Below are 16,366 nucleotides of genomic sequence, written 5' to 3'. Positions count from 1 at the left end.
CCCTGGTTGTGGGTGTCGACCGACGACAACGTGGCGAGGTGCGTGCCCCAGCCCAGCGACGCCGCGTCCCTATTGCCGGTCGCTCTAAGTGCCCGGCATCCCGGTCCAGCGCCTCGCCCTGGACCGGGATGCCGAGAACGATCTACAGCGTGTGAGCCGCCTCGCCGCTCTCCTGCGGTGCGGCCGCCGCACGTGAAGCACGCCGGCGGCCGGCTGCACGGGCGCCGGCGGATCGGGGACCATTGGACGACGGCAGCGCCGAACCGCTTGTCGCCCCATCCGGCGTGACACCGCCTGGCGCGGGCGCCTGCCCGGGTCTGGCGTCGGTCGGGTTCGAATCCGCGCTCGCGGCCTGCAGAGCCGCGACGCCGACGGCCACCGCGTCGCCGTTCGGGTCGGTCTCGGTCGCCGCATCCGGTACGGGCGCATCCGGTACCGCCGCATCCGGTACCGCCGCATCCGGTACCGCCGCATCCGGTACCGCCGGGCTCGGCGTACCGGTGGCCCGCCCGGGCGGCGCAGCCTGGCCGTCGAGATGCACGATGACACCACGCCCGCCGCAGTGGTCACAAGGCTCGCTGTACGCCTCGAGCAGCCCCTGGCCCACCCGCTTGCGGGTCATCTGCACCAACCCGAGACTTGTGACCTCAGCGACCTGATGACGGGTACGGTCCCGACCGAGGCATTCGGTGAGGCGCCGCAACACAAGCTCCCGGTTGCTCTCCAGAACCATGTCGATGAAGTCGATGACAATGATGCCACCGATGTCACGGAGCCGGAGCTGACGGACGATCTCCTCGGCGGCCTCCAAGTTGTTCTTGGTAACGGTCTCCTCGAGATTTCCACCTTTGCCGGTGAACTTGCCGGTATTGACGTCGATGACGGTCATGGCCTCGGTTCGGTCGATCACGAGTGATCCCCCCGAAGGCAGCCAGACCTTGCGGTCAAGGGCTTTGGCGAGCTGCTCGTCGACGCGGTACTCGTCGAACACGTCTACCGTGTCGGCATGCCGGCGGACCCGCTCGCGCAGGTCCGGCGCCACCATGTCGACATAGTCCTCGATCATCGTGGCCTCCTCGGCTCCCTGAACGACCAGCTCGGCGAAATCCTCGTTGAAGATGTCCCGGATGACCCTGATCACCAGGTCGGGTTCGCCGTAGAGCAATGCGGGGGCGGTGGCCTTCGCCGCCTTGCGGCGGATGTCCTCCCACTGGGCCGACAGCCGAGCGACGTCCCGGGCGAGTTCCTGCTCGCTGGCGCCCTCCGCCGCCGTTCGAACGATCACTCCGCCGTTCTCAGGAGTGATCTTCTTGAGGATCGCCTTCAGGCGGGCGCGTTCGGTATCGGGGAGCTTCCGGCTGATCCCCGCGTTCTGCCCATCCGGCACGTAGACCAGATATCGACCAGGCAGACTCACCTGGCTGGTCAGGCGAGCACCCTTGTGTCCCATCGGGTCCTTGGAAACCTGGACGACGATCGGCTGACCCGACTTCAGAACCTGCTCGATCTTACGAGGCCGCCCGTCGAGCCCGGAGGCGTCGTAGTTGACCTCCCCGGCGTAGAGAACCGCATTGCGGCCCTTGCCGACGTCGACGAACGCCGCCTCCATGCTCGCAAGCACGTTCTGAACCCGACCGAGATAGACGTTTCCGGCATACGACCAGGAACTTGCCCGGGTCACGAAATGCTCGACAAGCACTCCGTCCTCAAGCACCGCGATCTGCGTGCGGTCACCGGCGTTGCGCACGACCATGCGTCGCTCGACCGCCTCGCGACGGGCCAGGAACTCGGCTTCGGTGACGATCGGCGGACGGCGGCGGCCGTTGTCCCTGCCCTCCTTGCGACGTTGGCGCTTGGCCTCCAGCCTGGTCGAACCGCTGACCCCGCGCACCTCGTCGTCCCGAACGCGGCTTTCGCGAACGTGTACAACCGTGACCGGCGGGTCGTCCGGGGCGACGTCGTCCGCGATCGCGGCGCCATCCCGGCGACGCCGCCTACGGCGCCGGCGCGAGCTTCCCACCGGCTGGTCCTCGTCGTATCCGCCCGCCGCAGGCCCGGCGCCTTCGGCATCGGAGTCGTCGAGGTCATCGGACTCGCGGGACTCGCGGGACTCGTGAGACGCGCGGGAATCACCGGCATCGACACGGCCTGACCGACCGGACCCGTCACCGTCGTCGAACTCATCCGAACGCGTGCCCGGCCGGTCGAAGGTGACCGTGAACTCCTCGTCGGCGCCCTCAACCTCCTCGTCGACCCGGGCGCGGCCCCTACCTCGACGGCCTCGGCGGCGGCGTCGCGTCGAGCTGTCACTGTCGCTGTCGCCGTCGCCGTCGTCAGCCGCGCCGGGGTCGGGGATCCCCTCCTCGTCCACATCGGCGTAGGCCGAGGGGAAGCCGGACTCAGGCTCGTGGTCCATGTCGCGAACGAGCCCGGGTTTTGATCGTGGGTTTCCCCCGTTCGTCGCGGCCTGGCCGGATCCGGCATCGGACGGCCTGGCAGCGCTGTACGCGGCGTCCGCGGCGTCCATGTCGACGTCGAACGGCGAGGTAGCACGCCGGCGACGACGAGGCGCCAGGTCAAGGGCCGAGGTGTCGGGCGCCTGGAAGGTCACCATGGTGACCGCCCGCCCACGGCGCAGCCGCGCCTGCGAGCCTGCCGGCGGATGTCCATCCCCGATCACGGGCATGGCGCCGGCCACAGGCGGGACACCCGTAAGATCAGATAGAAGCGGATCCGGTGGCGACGGGTCTGCATCGACGGCCGACGTCATGATTGGCTCTGGCGCCTGCGCGCCGCCACCGGAGAAAAAGCTGCCGGGAAGGGGTTCGTTCGCCGGCGAAGCCGCAAGCGAGGCCTCGGTCAGGACGTCCGGCGGAGGTCCTGCGGAGCGTCCGGCGGCACGCCGCCGTCGCGGGGCGGAACGAATGGTCGCTGTCTCATCGGGGTCTGTCGGGATGTCATCGGGCACGGGTTATGAAGCCTCTCGGGGTCCCCGGGCGCGCTGCTCTACGCAGTCGCGGCCGCTCAGGAACCACTGTCTCGGTCCGACGGCGTACCGTCGGCGAATCCTGCGACGCCCTGCATCACGCATCGAGTCGACTGACCAGCCGGCCTGCATCGTCGCGGTCCGGCATGAGCGGATCCGCCACGGTGCCGTCCTCCAGCAGCCGACCTTGACCGAGCCGAATCGGCTCGGGTGGCACTGGCGGCCGAAAAACAGCGACCACGCAAAGGGCGGTCAGCACGTCGTCGGGTCGCACGGCGGGCGTCGTGTGCCGCACAACCACATCCAGTATCGCACAGGTGTCGTTCTCCGCACGGCAAACCATCGAGACCACTGCCTGACGAACGTCGAACCGCCGATGTCCGTCCTTGGTCACCCGCTCCACCTCGACCCGGTCGCGGGCAAGGAGCGCAGCCACGGCGGCGGTCAGGTCGCCGAGCCCGACCCCTGGCATCCGCAGCCGCCACCGGGACGCGTCCACCAGCTCCGCAAGAGGTGTGGCGGTGACGGGCGCACAGGCCAGTACGTCCAGGCCAGGTGGTAACGCGGCGTCCAGCGCCAGCCGCAATGCCCGGGGATCACAGTGTTCGGCCAGCGCGAGCTCCACGTACTCAGCCTCGCTGGCGGCGCCCGTCGGCGCGGCACCGAGCCAGGAGATACGCGGATGCGGGCTGAACCCGGCCGAGTAGGCCATCGGGATGCCCGCGCGTCGCAGTGCCCGCTCAAAGGTCCTCGCGATGTCGCGGTGAGACAGAAATCGCAGCCGGCCTCGTTTGGCGAAGCGCACCCGCACCCGCGCGACCACGGGTGGTGGCGGCGGCCCCTCAGGACGCCGGGGCATGGGCCGGTCCGGTCGGCGTCAGTGGGAGCAGGGTCCGGCCGGTCGGGCCGATCTCGGTCTGCGTCCCCATTGTGGGGCAGACCCCGCAGTCGTAACAGGGAGTCCAGCGGCAGTCGTCCAGCTCAGTCTCATTCAGCGCCTCCTGCCAGTCCGACCACAGCCAGTCGCGGTCCAGGCCGGCATCCAGGTGGTCCCAGGGCAGGACCTCGCGCTCGTCGCGCTCGCGGGTGGTGAACCAGTCCAGGGACACACCGAGCGGTTCCAGCACACGTGCGCAGGCCTGTGCCCAACGCTCGAAGGAGAAATGCTCGCTCCAACCGTCGAAACGGCCGCCGTCACGCCACACCTGTTCGATCACCCCACCGACTCTGCGGTCACCACGGGCGAGCAGGCCCTCGATGATGCCCGGACGCCCGTCGTGGTAGCGGAAGCCGATCGCCCGCCCGACCTCCCGATCACCGCGGATGGCGTTGCGCAGCAGCTGCAGCCGATGGTCGGTGACCTCGTGCGAGGCCTGCGCGACCCACTGGAACGGGGTATGCGGCTTAGGCACGAAACCGCCGATCGAGACCGTGCAGCGGATGTCACGGTGCCCGCTGGCCAGTCGCCCCGCTCTGATCACCTTACGGGCGAGATCTGCGATCGCGAGCACATCGTCGTCGGTCTCGGTCGGCAGCCCGCACATGAAGTAGAGCTTGACCTGCCGCCAACCCTGGGCGTAGGCCGTACTGACCGTACGGACCAGGTCATCCTCGCTGACCATCTTGTTGATGACCTTGCGCAGGCGTTCGGAGCCACCCTCGGGCGCGAAGGTCAGTCCGCTGCGCCGGCCGTTGCGGGAAAACTCGTTGGCAAGTGTGACGTTGAACGCATCCACCCGGGTCGAGGGCAGGCTGAGCGCGGTATGAGTGCCCTCGTAGCGGTCGGCCAGCCCCTTGGCGATCTCGCCTATCTCACTGTGGTCCGCGCTGGACAGCGACAACAGACCGACCTCGGTGAACCCCGAGGCATCCAGGCCCCGGGCCACCATGTCGCCGATCGTGCTGATGGTCCGTTCCCGGACCGGACGGGTGATCATGCCGGCCTGGCAGAACCGGCAGCCGCGGGTGCACCCACGGAAGATCTCCACGCTCATCCGTTCGTGCACGGTCTCCGCGAGCGGTACCAGCGGGGCCTTCGGGTAGGGCCAGGCGTCCAGGTCACTGACGGTGTGCTTGGCCGGGCGCGCCGGCACCCCGGGACGGTTCGGGGTGACCGCGCGGATGCGACCGTCGGGCCGGTAGTCCACATCGTAGAAGGACGGCACATAGGCAAGGCCGCGCCGGGCCAACCGCATGAGCAACTCGTCGCGTCCACCGGGGGAACCCGCGGTCCTGAAGGCACGAACCACGTCGGTGATCGCCAGGACCGCCTGCTCACCGTCACCGAGCACGACCGCGTCGACGAAGAGCGCGACCGGTTCGGGATTGAACGCGGCATGTCCACCGGCGATCACGATGGGATGCTCGTCACCCCGGTCCGCGCCATGCAGGGGGATGCCCGCAAGGTCGAGCGCGGTCAGCAGATTGGTGTACCCCAGCTCGGTGGAGAAGCTGACGCCGAGCAGGTCGAAGTCGGCCACCGAACGGTGGCCATCCACGGTGAACTGGGGGATGCCGTGCTCACGCAGCAGCTCTTCCAGATCCGACCAGACCGAGTAGGTGCGCTCAGCCAGGACGTCCAGCTGCTCGTTGAGAATCTCGTAAAGGATCTGGATGCCCTGGTTGGGCAGGCCGATCTCGTAGGCGTCCGGATACATCAGGCACCAGCGGACGACCGCGTCCGCCCAAGGCTTTACCTGGGAGTTTCCTTCGCCGCCGAGATAGCGCACGGGCTTGCGGACCCGCGGAAGCAACGGTTCCAGACGGGGGAACAGCGACTGTCCGGACATGCTCGCGAGCCTACGGCACATTCGCCACCTCCCAAGGCGGCGTCACAGAGCGTAGGGGTCGGAGCGTGCCCGCAAACGGACGTTCTGCAGTAGTCCGACCGCCAGCAGGTTCGCGAACATCGACGATCCGCCGTAGGAGAGAAACGGTAGCGGCAACCCCGTTACCGGCATGATCCCCAGCGTCATCCCGATATTGACGAACATCTGGAAGGCGAACCAGCACACCACACCGGTCGCGATCATCGTTCCGAAGGAGTCACCGGAGTCCAAGGCCGTCGCCAGCGCGCGCCACAGCACCAGCCCAAGCAGTAGCAGGACGCCACCGGCGCCGAGAAAACCCAGTTCCTCCCCGGCCACCGTGAACACGAAGTCGGTCTGCTGTTCGGGTACGAACTGGCCCTGGGTCTGCGTGCCGTGGAACAACCCGCGGCCGGTCACGCCGCCGTTGGCGATCGCCGTCATGGCCTGGTCGACGTTGTACCCGGTGGAGGAGGCGTTCTGGTCACTTTGGACGAATTCGGTCAGGCGTGCCTCCTGATAGGGCTTGAGCAGGTGGAACTGCAGGATCGCCCCGCCGAACAGAACGCCGAGAAGAATGAGGCCGATCACCCATCGGCTCGGTGCGCCACTGACCGCGAGCATGCCGAGAATGACGAACACGAAGACCATGAACGTACCGAAGTCCGGCTGCATCATGATCAACAACATCGGCACACCAGCCAGCCCCAGGACGAGCAGTACGTCCCAATGGCCGGGATTAAGACGGATGCCGGTGTCGCGATCGTCGTGTTTCTCCCCGAGGATCATCGCCACCCCGACGATGAGGGCGACCTTGGCGAACTCCGAGGGCTGCAGTTGGAATCCAGCCGGCAGCACGATCCAGGAATGCGCGCCGTTGATCGTGCTTCCCACGAGCAGGACCGCGACCAGACCAACCAGTGAACCCAGGTAGACAAAAGGTGCATATGCCCGCAAAATCCGGTAGTCCACCACAGTCGCGACACTCGCGAGAACAAGCCCGATGGCCAGGTTGAGCAGATGACGCTTGAGGAACAGCTGCGGGTCGGCACCGCTGTCGCCCTCGCGATGCCGGGTGGCGGACCAGACCAACAGCCCGCCGAGAATCGACAACGCGATCACGGCGATCTGCAACGTCCAGTCCAGCCGGCGCAGGGGCGAATGCCGCCCTGACGCCCGGTCGCGGAGTTGCCCGATACGACCACGCGGCGGAACCGGGGACGACCGCAAAGCCGTCGGACTCGTCATGAGCGCTCCGTTTTGATCAATTACACCAGCAAGACCGACGGTCACGGCGGTCCACGCTCGACGGGAGCGCGAGCGGGAGCCCGAGCGCGAGCCTGAGCGCGACCAGAGTCCACAGCGGCGGGTTCGCCCCGCACACCGGCCACCGCTACGCCCCCGGCGAGCGCGCGGACGGCCGCTACACCGGTCGCTGCGAGCCCCGGCGTCAGGGTGAACGCCGCAGCCGCGGCACCACCGGCAGCCGAACCAGCACCGGACGGCGTGGTGGACGGGACAGCGGCCTGATCGGGCGGGGCGCCGACCGGCGTGAACGTCCCGTCCTGCTCCACCTTCGGCAGGTCCGCCGGGGGCACGCCGCCGGGCAGCGCCGGGTCGCGCCCGACGCCATAGATGCTCTGGTAGATGGCCTTCACAGCCGGCGCCGCGTACTCGGCACCGGTGCCGGAATCCGGGATGGTCACGACCACGACGAACTGCGGGTCGTTCGCCGGCGCGAACGACGCGAACCATGACGTGTCCCGGGCCCCTTCGACTTCGGCGGTACCGGTCTTACCCGCGATCGGGATGGTGTCGTTGGGCCAGTCCGCGAACACACCGGCGGCCGTTCCACCGCCTTCGCTGGTCACGCCGTGCAGTGCGGCCCGGATATAGGCCAGTGCCTCGGGCGCGGTCGGAAGCCGCCCGACAATCTTGGGCGTGATGGGCATCACGCCCGTGCCGTCCGGTGAGATCACCGCCTTGGCGAGCGTCGGCTGGTACACCGTGCCGCCGTTGGCGATGGCGGCATAGGCGACCGCGAGCTGCAACGGGCTGACCGACAGGTACTGGCCCTGACCGATCGCGAACTGGGTCGCTGCACCTCCGTTGTACAGATAACCGTCAACGCATGCCTCGGCCGCATACTGGCGGAACCGCTCGGCCTTGGCCGGATCGGCGACCTCCGGGTAGCCGTTCTGTGCCCGGCGGCAGTAGGAGTCCTTCAGCTGCGTCCAGATCGCCTTCGCACCGTCGCGTCCGACGACCGACCCGGCAGCCTCTCCCGGCAGGTCAACGCCTGTCCTGCTGCCGAAGCCCATGGCCCGGGCCATCTTCACGAAGTACTCGTTGGCCGCGGGGTAGGGGCCACGGCCGTTGCGAAGTCCGCCGTCGGCAAGCCAGGCGTCATAGGCGAACTTGTCGAAGATGACGTCACAGGAGATCACCAGCGCCTGGTGCAGCGTGATCGGCCCAGCCGATGATCCCTCGAAGTTGTGAAACGTCTGGGAGCCGATCTGCAGCGACGGCCCGCAGTCGTAGTCGTCGGTCATCGACGCGCCCAGGTTGGTCAACACGGTAGTGGTGGAAACCGCCTTGAAGGTCGAACCGGGCGCGCTGGAACCCTGGTATGCCCGCGACAGCAACGGAATGCCGTTGGCTGGATCCGACAACGCCTGGTAGTCGGATCCAGAGATACCGCCCACAAAAACCGACGGGTCGTAGGAAGGCAGACTGGCCATGGCGATCACACGCCCGGTTCTCGCGTCAAGCACGACCCCGGACGCGGTGCGCGCACGCCCGCCAAGGGAGTCCAGGGTTTTCTGCAGAGTCTGCTCGACCGCCTGCTGGACACCGGCATCGATCGAGAGGACCAGGTTGTCGCCACTGCGCGGCGCCGTGGACGAGGCTGTGCCCGCGACCCGTCCGAACCTGTCGACCTCAAGCCGCTGCACGCCGTCGGCACCGCGAAGGGCGCTGTCGTAGGTGTCTTCCAGTCCGGCGACACCGATCAGACTGTTGTTGTGGAAACCGCGCCGGCCACCGTCGGAGTCAAGCTGTTCCTGTGTGACCGGGCTGAGATATCCCAGTTCGTGTGCGGCCAGCGCCCCGTAGGGGTACTCGCGCACAGCCTGCAATTCGGCTGATACACCGGGAAATCGGTCCGGATGTTCGATGACAGCCAGCGCCTGGCTCGGGGCGACGTCCTTGGCCACCGGCACCGGCTGGTAGGGCGAGCCGTTCCAGCACGGTGGCTTCACCGTGGCAGAGCAGTACTGGATACGCTTCGCGACATCAGCGACGGGCAGACCGACCACGCTTGACAACCGCTCCAGCACTGCCCGCCCGGAGTCCTTCTGTCGGTCGGTCACCGACCGGTTCACCGAGATGACCAACGACGTGCGATTGCGGACGAGAGCACGCCCCCGGTCGTCCACGATCAAGCCGCGGGGTGCGGGTGTGACCACGTCGCGCACCCGGTTGGTCTCTGCGACCCGGCGGTAGTGCTCCCCGTTGAGGACCTGCAGAGCCCACAGACGAGCACCAAGAGTCACCAGCAACGACACGACCAGAACCCGCAGCACGACCAGCCTGATCCCGACGCGGTCGTCCAGCGACCCGTCACCGGACCGCTGCCGTCTCATGGTCGCTGCCGTCTCATGGTCGCTGCCGTCTCATGGTCCCAGCCGTCTCATGGTCCAACCCGTCTCATCGTGGCCGTCTCATCGTCCCACCCGTCTCACCGTGGCCGTCTCATCGTGGCCGCCGGGTCACGGTTGGTCTCGGTGCAGACGCCGCATCCCAGCCATCACCAGCGGGAACAGGAACGGGGTCAGTACCAGCGAGTAGAGCGCGGCACCGACCGAGCGCAGGAGCACCTGCGTTCCGGCCAGGCTGGCATTGCCGAGAATCCCGGCCAGCGCCGCATGGCCGGCAGTGCCCAGCGCTGAGGCGGCCGCGGCGGCGGCCATGGGGAGGTGGGCCGTCCGCCCGGTCTCGCCGTGGGCCAGACCCACGCCATAGCCGACCAGGCAGAAGACCATCGCGGTCTGGCCGAGAACGTGCGTCGAGAGCAGGTCCGCGATCAGGCCGACCGCGAACCCGACGACCGCGCCGAACAGCGGTCCCCGCGCGAGCGCCACAAAGATCAACACGATCAGGACCACATCCGGGCTCCCCAACGGGAGATCGAGTGCGGCTATGACCGACAGTTGCACAACGATCAGAACGACCATCATGACCACGGTGACCACGACGGCCGTACCCCGAACCTCGTCCTCGCGTGTTCCCATGTCCCACACGACGGGCCTCAGCCGACCGACGCGGTCGCTGCGGGGGCGAGAGCCGGTGTCACCGGAACCTTGGCGGGTGATGCGGGTGATGCGGGCGCCGACGCAGGCATGGGCGCGGTGGGTGCGGACACAGCGGGTGCCGGTCGCGGCGCTAGTACCCGGTCGCCTGAGTCGGCCGGGACGTTCCCCACGACTATCCCGACCAGGTCGAGCGACCCCATGGCGGCGAAGGTGGTCACCTCGGCCGAACGTGAGAGCCCTTCGCTCGTGTCAAGGACTTTCGTGACCACACCGACCGGTACCCCACCGACATAGTCCGCGCTGCCGAAGGAGACCAGGCGGTCCCCGACCTTCACCTGGCGCGTCGCGTCGTAGAGAGTGAAGGCCACGGTGTCCGGGCTGCCCGTGCCAGCGACTGCGCCGAGCAACCGGGTACCCTCCAAGCGGGCGCCGATGTGACTCGCGGGATCACAGGCGAGACGGATCACGGCGGTGTGGGCGGTCGAGGACAGCACCGTACCGACCAGTCCGTCGCTGTTGAGCACAAGCTTGTCCGGCATGACGCCGTCCGCACTGCCGGCGTTGACCGTGACGGACCAGTCGGTCCCGGTGATGTCGCCGATCGCGATCACTCTTGCCGCTATGATCGAGTACTGCCCCCGGTCGGCGAGCAACCGCAGGTTGGCCAGCCCGGCGGCCTGCCGCCGTACCTCGGCATCATCGGCAAGCTGGCGCTTGAGCTCGGCATTCTCCGCAGCCAGTGCGTCGGCCCGCTGCTGGTAACGATTGGGGTGCGCCAGCGAGGACACCGTCCGCCCGATCGGGCGGGTGACGGCGGTCAGACCGCCCTCCACCGTTGCGAATCCGCCTCGCAGCACGCCCCGCAATCCTGACGAGCTGTCGCTCGAGCGGTAGTCGACTGTGATCAGGATGAACGCCACGACCAACAGTCCGATAACGACCACACGGGAGCGCCGGTTCTCACGTCCCACCGCCGGCCTCCATACCTGACAATTCCATCCACGACACTGCCATCCACGACACTGCCATCCACAGCGCTGCCATCCACGGCACTGCCGCCCGTGCCAACGTCGTCGACGGCGATGCCAGTTCGGGCATCGCCGTGCCCGGCGACGCCAATCTGGGACCTCGTCAGTTCATGGGACGAGCGAACCGCCGGTCGGTGTTCCCGCCGATCGACATCCCACTCGGTACGATTTGAACAGATCGGATGAAGTCAGGTCGGGTCAACGGCGAGGCTCGGATATGAGCACCTGCTGCAGCGCCTCGAATTCCTCGACGCACTTGCCGGAGCCCATGGCGACCGAGTGCAGTGGATTGTCCGCGATATGGATCGGCATCCCAGTCTCGTGGCGGAGACGCTCGTCCAGACCGCGCAGGAGCGCTCCCCCACCAGTCAGGACGATGCCGCGGTCCATGATGTCACCGGACAACTCCGGCGGGCACTTGTCGAGGGTGACCTTGACGGCGTCGATCACCGCATTGACCGGTTCCTCGATGGCCTTACGGATCTCCTCGGCAGTCACGACGATGGTCTTGGGCAGGCCGGAGACCAGGTCCCGGCCGCGGATCTCCGCGCTGGGCTCGTCCGACATCTTGTGGGCGGAGCCGATCGCCATTTTGATCTCTTCCGCCGTCCGCTCGCCGAGCATGAGCGAGTACTCCTTTTTGACATAGGAGATGATCGCTGTGTCAAGCTCGTCCCCCGCGGTTCGGATGGACTGGCTCGTCACGATCCCGCCCAGGGAGATGACCGCCACCTCCGTGGTCCCACCACCGATGTCGACGACCATGTTCCCGGTGGGTTCGTGGACGGGGAGCCCGGCACCGATCGCCGCCGCCATCGGCTCCTCGATGATGTAGACTTTTCGGGCACCCGCCTGGTATCCCGCGTCCTTCACGGCCCGTTGCTCGACCCCGGTGATTCCGGAAGGCACGCACACGACCAACCGCGGCTTGGCGAAGTGGCGCCGCCGGTGGACCTTCTGAATGAAGTACCGCAGCATCCGCTCGGTCGTGTCGAAGTCGGCGATGACGCCGTCCTTGAGGGGACGGATCGCGACCACGTTGCCGGGAGTGCGGCCGATCATCCGCTTCGCCTCGGTACCGACCGCGAGGATCCCCGTGGTGGTGGTGTTGATCGCTACTACACTGGGCTCGTTCAGCACGATCCCGCGACCACGCACGTAGACGAGCGTGTTGGCGGTGCCAAGGTCGACGGCCATGTCACGGCCTAGGAACGACAACGAACTGGACATCGTCGGATGCCGGCCTTCCCGGGTGTGCGGTCTGGGTGCGCACGCTGGGCGTGCTGGAGTTGTAGGGCAGGCGGTGTCCGTGACGAGGGCGTATCCACTGCTTCTCCGACGAGCCCCATCCAGTGATCCGGCAATCCAGTAAAGACGCTCTCGCAGACACCAAAAGCCTAAACCGGGCAAACCGATCCTGCCGTCCCGATGAGGGATCCATGACGTGTGACGATCCACGCGCCATGTCGGGTCAACCTGCCTGCCAGCCCCAACCCGTACGACCAGTTCTAACACCCGGAGTCACAAGAATGCTACCCGAGGCGACCGAGAAGCGCGCCCGGAGCGTCGGTGTTCGATAATCCAGGCAAAAATCCGGGCAAACGGTCCGGCATCACCGACCACCTGAGCCTCGATGCCGGACCGATCACGATCTCACCCCAGGACCACTCGGTGAGGTCAGATCAACCCCGGGAAAAACAAATCGATCTCACGCTTGGCCGACTCCGGCGAGTCGGATCCGTGGACGAGGTTCTGTCCGATCTCCAGTGCGTGGTCGCCACGCAGGGATCCCGGAGCCGCCTTGACCGGGTCGGTGGCGCCGATGAGGCCACGCACCGCCTCGATCGCCCGCGGCCCCTGGGCGACCAATGCGACCAACGGGCCGGAAACGATGAAGTCGACCAGTTCGCCAAAGAACGGCTTGGCCGCGTGCTCGGCGTAGTGGGTCTCGGCCACCGACCGCTCCAGCGTGCGCAGCTCAAGTGCGACCAAGGTCAGACCCTTGCGTTCCAGCCGACCGACGACCTCGCCGACGAGGCCACGGCTCACGCCGTCGGGCTTGACCAGCACGAGTGTGCGTTCGACTGACACGGAACTCCCTTTTGTCACTCAGATGGACAGATGTGATATAAGGTCCGTACGGCCGCCGGCGGCGCGCGAACGACATGATCGCGCCGCCTTTAGCCAACGTCATGACCCGTACGGCCGCCGACAGCGCGAAAGACATCATCGCGCTGCCTTTGGCCCAGGTTGCAACCTACCGGTCAGCGACGCAGAAGGCGGCGGGCCTCCCCCACCGTCACAAGGGAACCGGTCACCAGCACCGCGGCACCGCCGAGGTCGGAATCCTCCTCTGCCAGGCGAACCCCAGCGTCGATAGCGTCATCGAGACGCGAGGCAACCTCCACCCGGTCGGCGCCGAACACGTCTACAGCAATCGCAGCTAGATCATCCACCGGCATAGCCCGTGGCGAACCGCTCTGGGTGACGACCACCGCGTGCAGCACGGGCTCCAACGCAGCCAGAATGCCGACCGCGTCCTTGTCCGCGAGCATCCCCACGACACCGACGAGGTGATCGAAGTTGAACGACTCCTCGACCGCCGCGACCAGCGCGTGCGCGCCCGCGACATTGTGTGCGCCGTCCAACAGGACCGTCGGCGAGCGCCGGACGATCTCCAGTCGGCCTGGCGAATCGGCGTGCGCGAACCCGGCGCGTACGGCGTCGAGGTCGAGAACCTCCCGACCGCCACCGAGAAATCCTTCAACCGCCGCCAGCGCACACGCGGCATTGTGCGCCTGATGTGCACCGTGCAGGCTCAGCAGCAGATCCTCATAGACACCACCAAGCCCACGAATGGTCACCATCTGACCACCAACGGCAATGTCACGGGCGAGGACTCCGAACTCCAGTCCCTCGCGCGCCACCGTCGCTCCGACTTCGCCGGCCCTGCGCAGCAGCACCTCCGCCGCATCCAACGGCTGTTGGCCGAGCACGACGAGCGCGTCGGCGTGGATGATGCCGGCTTTCTCCGCCGCCACTGCGTCGAGTGTCGCGCCGAGTTCTTGATGATCAATGGAGATCGGGGTCACCACCGTCACGGCCGCGTTCAGCACGTTGGTCGCATCCCAGGTCCCACCCATGCCGACCTCGATGACACCGACATCGACCGGCGCATCGGCGAAGGCGGCAAAGGCCATCGCGGTCAGTAGTTCGAAGAACGTGACACGGTCAGGATGTCTGCCGTCGACAAGCTCAACGTAGGGGATGACGTCGTCGTACGCCTTGATGAAGGCGGCAGCCGGAGCAGGTCGACCCGCCAGACCGATACGTTCAGTCACGCTCTCCAGGTGCGGGGACGTGTAAAGGCCGGGTCTGATTCCGAAGGCGCGCAGCAACGAATCCACCATGCGGGCGGTGGAGGTCTTGCCGTTGGTCCCCGTCAGATGGATCGAGGGGTAGGCACGCTGGGGCTGACCCAACAGATCGACCAGATCCCGCATCCGTTCCAGATCGGGCAGCATCCGATGCGGGAAGCGTTCGGCCAGCGCCCTGCCCACCCGGGTGAGAGCGGCCGCGTCGGCATCCGCCATGGTGTCCGGCCGAGATGTCATGTCAGGCCGACTTCTCCTGGCGGGGACTCCGCTTGGATGCGGCGACGTCACGCGGCACGAGCGTCGGGTTGACATGCTCAAGAACGACCTCGCGCGTCACCACCGCGCGGGCGACGTCCTTGCGGCTCGGAATGTCGTACATGACCGATAGCAGGACCTCCTCCATGATTGCTCGGAGCCCACGCGCACCGGTCCCCCGCAATATCGCCTGGTCCGCGATCGCATCCAGCGCGTCACCCGTAAAGTCAAGATCGACATTATCCAGCTCGAACAATTTCTTGTACTGCCGGACCAGCGCGTTCTTCGGTTCGGTGAGAATGCGGATGAGCGCTTCCCGGTCGAGGCTCGACACACTGGTGATCACTGGCAGTCGGCCTATGAACTCGGGAATCATTCCATACTTGAGCAGATCCTCCGGCATGACGTCGGTGAAGATGTTGGCAACATCCGGATCGTCCTTGCCATGGAGGACCGCGCGGAACCCCAGTGATTTCTTACCGATCCGCGAATCGATGATCCGATCGAGCCCGGCGAAGGCCCCACCAACGATGAACAGGACGTTCGTCGTGTCGATCTGGATGAATTCCTGGTGCGGATGCTTGCGACCGCCCTGCGGGGGAACACTGGCGGTCGTTCCCTCCAGTATCTTCAGCAGCGCCTGCTGGACGCCCTCGCCGGAGACGTCCCGGGTGATACTCGGGTTCTCCGACTTACGCGCGATCTTGTCGACTTCGTCGATGTAGATGATGCCGGTCTCGGCTTTTTTGACGTCGTAGTCGGCAGCCTGGATGAGTTTGAGCAGGATGTTCTCCACGTCCTCACCGACATATCCGGCCTCGGTGAGCGCGGTGGCATCGGCGATCGCGAACGGGACGTTGAGCATCCGCGCCAGGGTCTGCGCGAGCAGCGTCTTACCACATCCGGTGGGGCCCAGCAGGAGGATGTTGCTCTTCGCCAGTTCAACATCGCCCTTGCTGTCACCACCGCCCACCTGGACGCGCTTGTAATGGTTGTAGACAGCAACCGACAGGGTCTTCTTGGCCTGTTCCTGACCAACTACGTAGCCGTCCAGGAACTCATAGATCTCGCGCGGCTTCGGCAGCTCGTCCCACTTGAGATCAGAGGACTCCGACAGCTCCTCTTCGATGATCTCGTTGCAGAGATCAATACACTCGTCGCAGATGTATACGCCGGGCCCGGCGATGAGCTTCTTCACCTGCTTCTGGGACTTGCCACAGAACGAGCACTTGAGCAGGTCACCGCCGTCACCTATGCGTGCCACCGAGGACTCAGTCCCTTCGTCCAGACGATGGTGTCGCCTGCAGGTCAGGGGCGGCCAGGCCGCCCGGTCGTCGCCTGTCTGTTACCATCCTGCCCTCCGCCGCCAGCGGCTGCGTCATGACGCCAGCGGCTTCGGGCTGCATATCCACATCTGCGGCATATCCACATCTACTTCTGCCCACCGCTGCCGACGGCTCTGCCGTTACGCCGGTCGCGATGGGCTGACTCCCTGTCTCCCCGTGGGGACCGTACCCCCTGAAGCCGTCCGGTGAGAGCCCTATCGCGCGGCTCGTGTAGGTCAGCCTACGGTCACCTGCCACGTCCTTGCGCGTCCACG

Annotated in this window: 11 protein-coding genes; all 11 read right to left on the bottom strand. The window is 66.7% G+C overall.

Going from position 1 to position 16,366, the window contains the following annotated elements:
* Positions 1–142: 142 nt before the first annotated feature.
* The 11 genes from U9978_RS04890 to clpX all read right to left on the bottom strand — a co-directional run bounded on the left by U9978_RS04890 (position 143) and on the right by clpX (position 16,030).
* Entirely contained in the window at positions 143–2,698 is a 2,556-nt protein-coding gene (locus U9978_RS04890) for an Rne/Rng family ribonuclease (protein WP_322759825.1), read from the bottom strand.
* Positions 2,699–3,083: 385 nt separating this feature from the next.
* Positions 3,084–3,845 carry a TIGR03936 family radical SAM-associated protein gene (locus tag U9978_RS04885; RefSeq protein WP_322759824.1) on the bottom strand — a complete coding sequence of 254 codons (762 nt, stop codon included), beginning with the start codon at positions 3,843–3,845 and terminating at the stop codon, positions 3,084–3,086.
* Entirely contained in the window at positions 3,829–5,775 is a 1,947-nt protein-coding gene (locus tag U9978_RS04880) for a TIGR03960 family B12-binding radical SAM protein (protein ID WP_322759823.1), read from the bottom strand. Before U9978_RS04880 ends, U9978_RS04885 begins: the two co-directional genes overlap by 17 nt.
* 42 nt (positions 5,776–5,817) lie before the next feature.
* Positions 5,818–7,041 (bottom strand): rod shape-determining protein RodA, encoded by a 1,224-nt coding sequence (gene rodA / locus U9978_RS04875; RefSeq protein ID WP_322759822.1) that lies wholly within the window; start codon positions 7,039–7,041, stop codon positions 5,818–5,820.
* Positions 7,042–7,082: 41 nt separating this feature from the next.
* The gene (gene mrdA / locus U9978_RS04870; RefSeq protein WP_322759846.1) at positions 7,083–9,407 is read right to left on the bottom strand and encodes a penicillin-binding protein 2; all 2,325 of its coding nucleotides are present in this window, start codon (positions 9,405–9,407) and stop codon (positions 7,083–7,085) included.
* A gap of 156 nt (positions 9,408–9,563) precedes the next feature.
* Entirely contained in the window at positions 9,564–10,085 is a 522-nt protein-coding gene (mreD, locus tag U9978_RS04865; RefSeq protein ID WP_322759821.1) for a rod shape-determining protein MreD, read from the bottom strand.
* A gap of 17 nt (positions 10,086–10,102) precedes the next feature.
* Entirely contained in the window at positions 10,103–11,077 is a 975-nt protein-coding gene (gene mreC, locus U9978_RS04860) for a rod shape-determining protein MreC (protein ID WP_322759820.1), read from the bottom strand.
* Positions 11,078–11,332: 255 nt separating this feature from the next.
* Positions 11,333–12,364, bottom strand: coding sequence for a rod shape-determining protein (locus tag U9978_RS04855; protein WP_013872948.1), 1,032 nt, complete (start codon positions 12,362–12,364; stop codon positions 11,333–11,335).
* Positions 12,365–12,811: 447 nt separating this feature from the next.
* Complete coding sequence (gene ndk, locus U9978_RS04850) at positions 12,812–13,225, bottom strand: nucleoside-diphosphate kinase (protein ID WP_322759819.1); 414 nt, start codon at positions 13,223–13,225, stop codon at positions 12,812–12,814.
* A 173-nt stretch (positions 13,226–13,398) separates the two neighbouring features.
* Positions 13,399–14,748, bottom strand: a complete 1,350-nt coding sequence (locus tag U9978_RS04845) for a folylpolyglutamate synthase/dihydrofolate synthase family protein (protein WP_322759818.1) — start codon at positions 14,746–14,748, stop codon at positions 13,399–13,401.
* A gap of 1 nt (position 14,749) precedes the next feature.
* A complete protein-coding gene (clpX, locus tag U9978_RS04840; protein WP_322759817.1) occupies positions 14,750–16,030 on the bottom strand; it encodes an ATP-dependent Clp protease ATP-binding subunit ClpX in 1,281 nt (426 codons plus the stop codon).
* Positions 16,031–16,366 lie beyond the last annotated feature (336 nt).

The organism is Protofrankia sp. Cr2, from assembly GCF_963555885.1.
In the GTDB taxonomy this organism is placed as follows: Bacteria; Actinomycetota; Actinomycetes; order Frankiales; family Frankiaceae; genus Protofrankia.
Note: the sequence above shows the minus strand (reverse complement) of the source record. Positions and strands in the feature narration are given on the sequence as shown.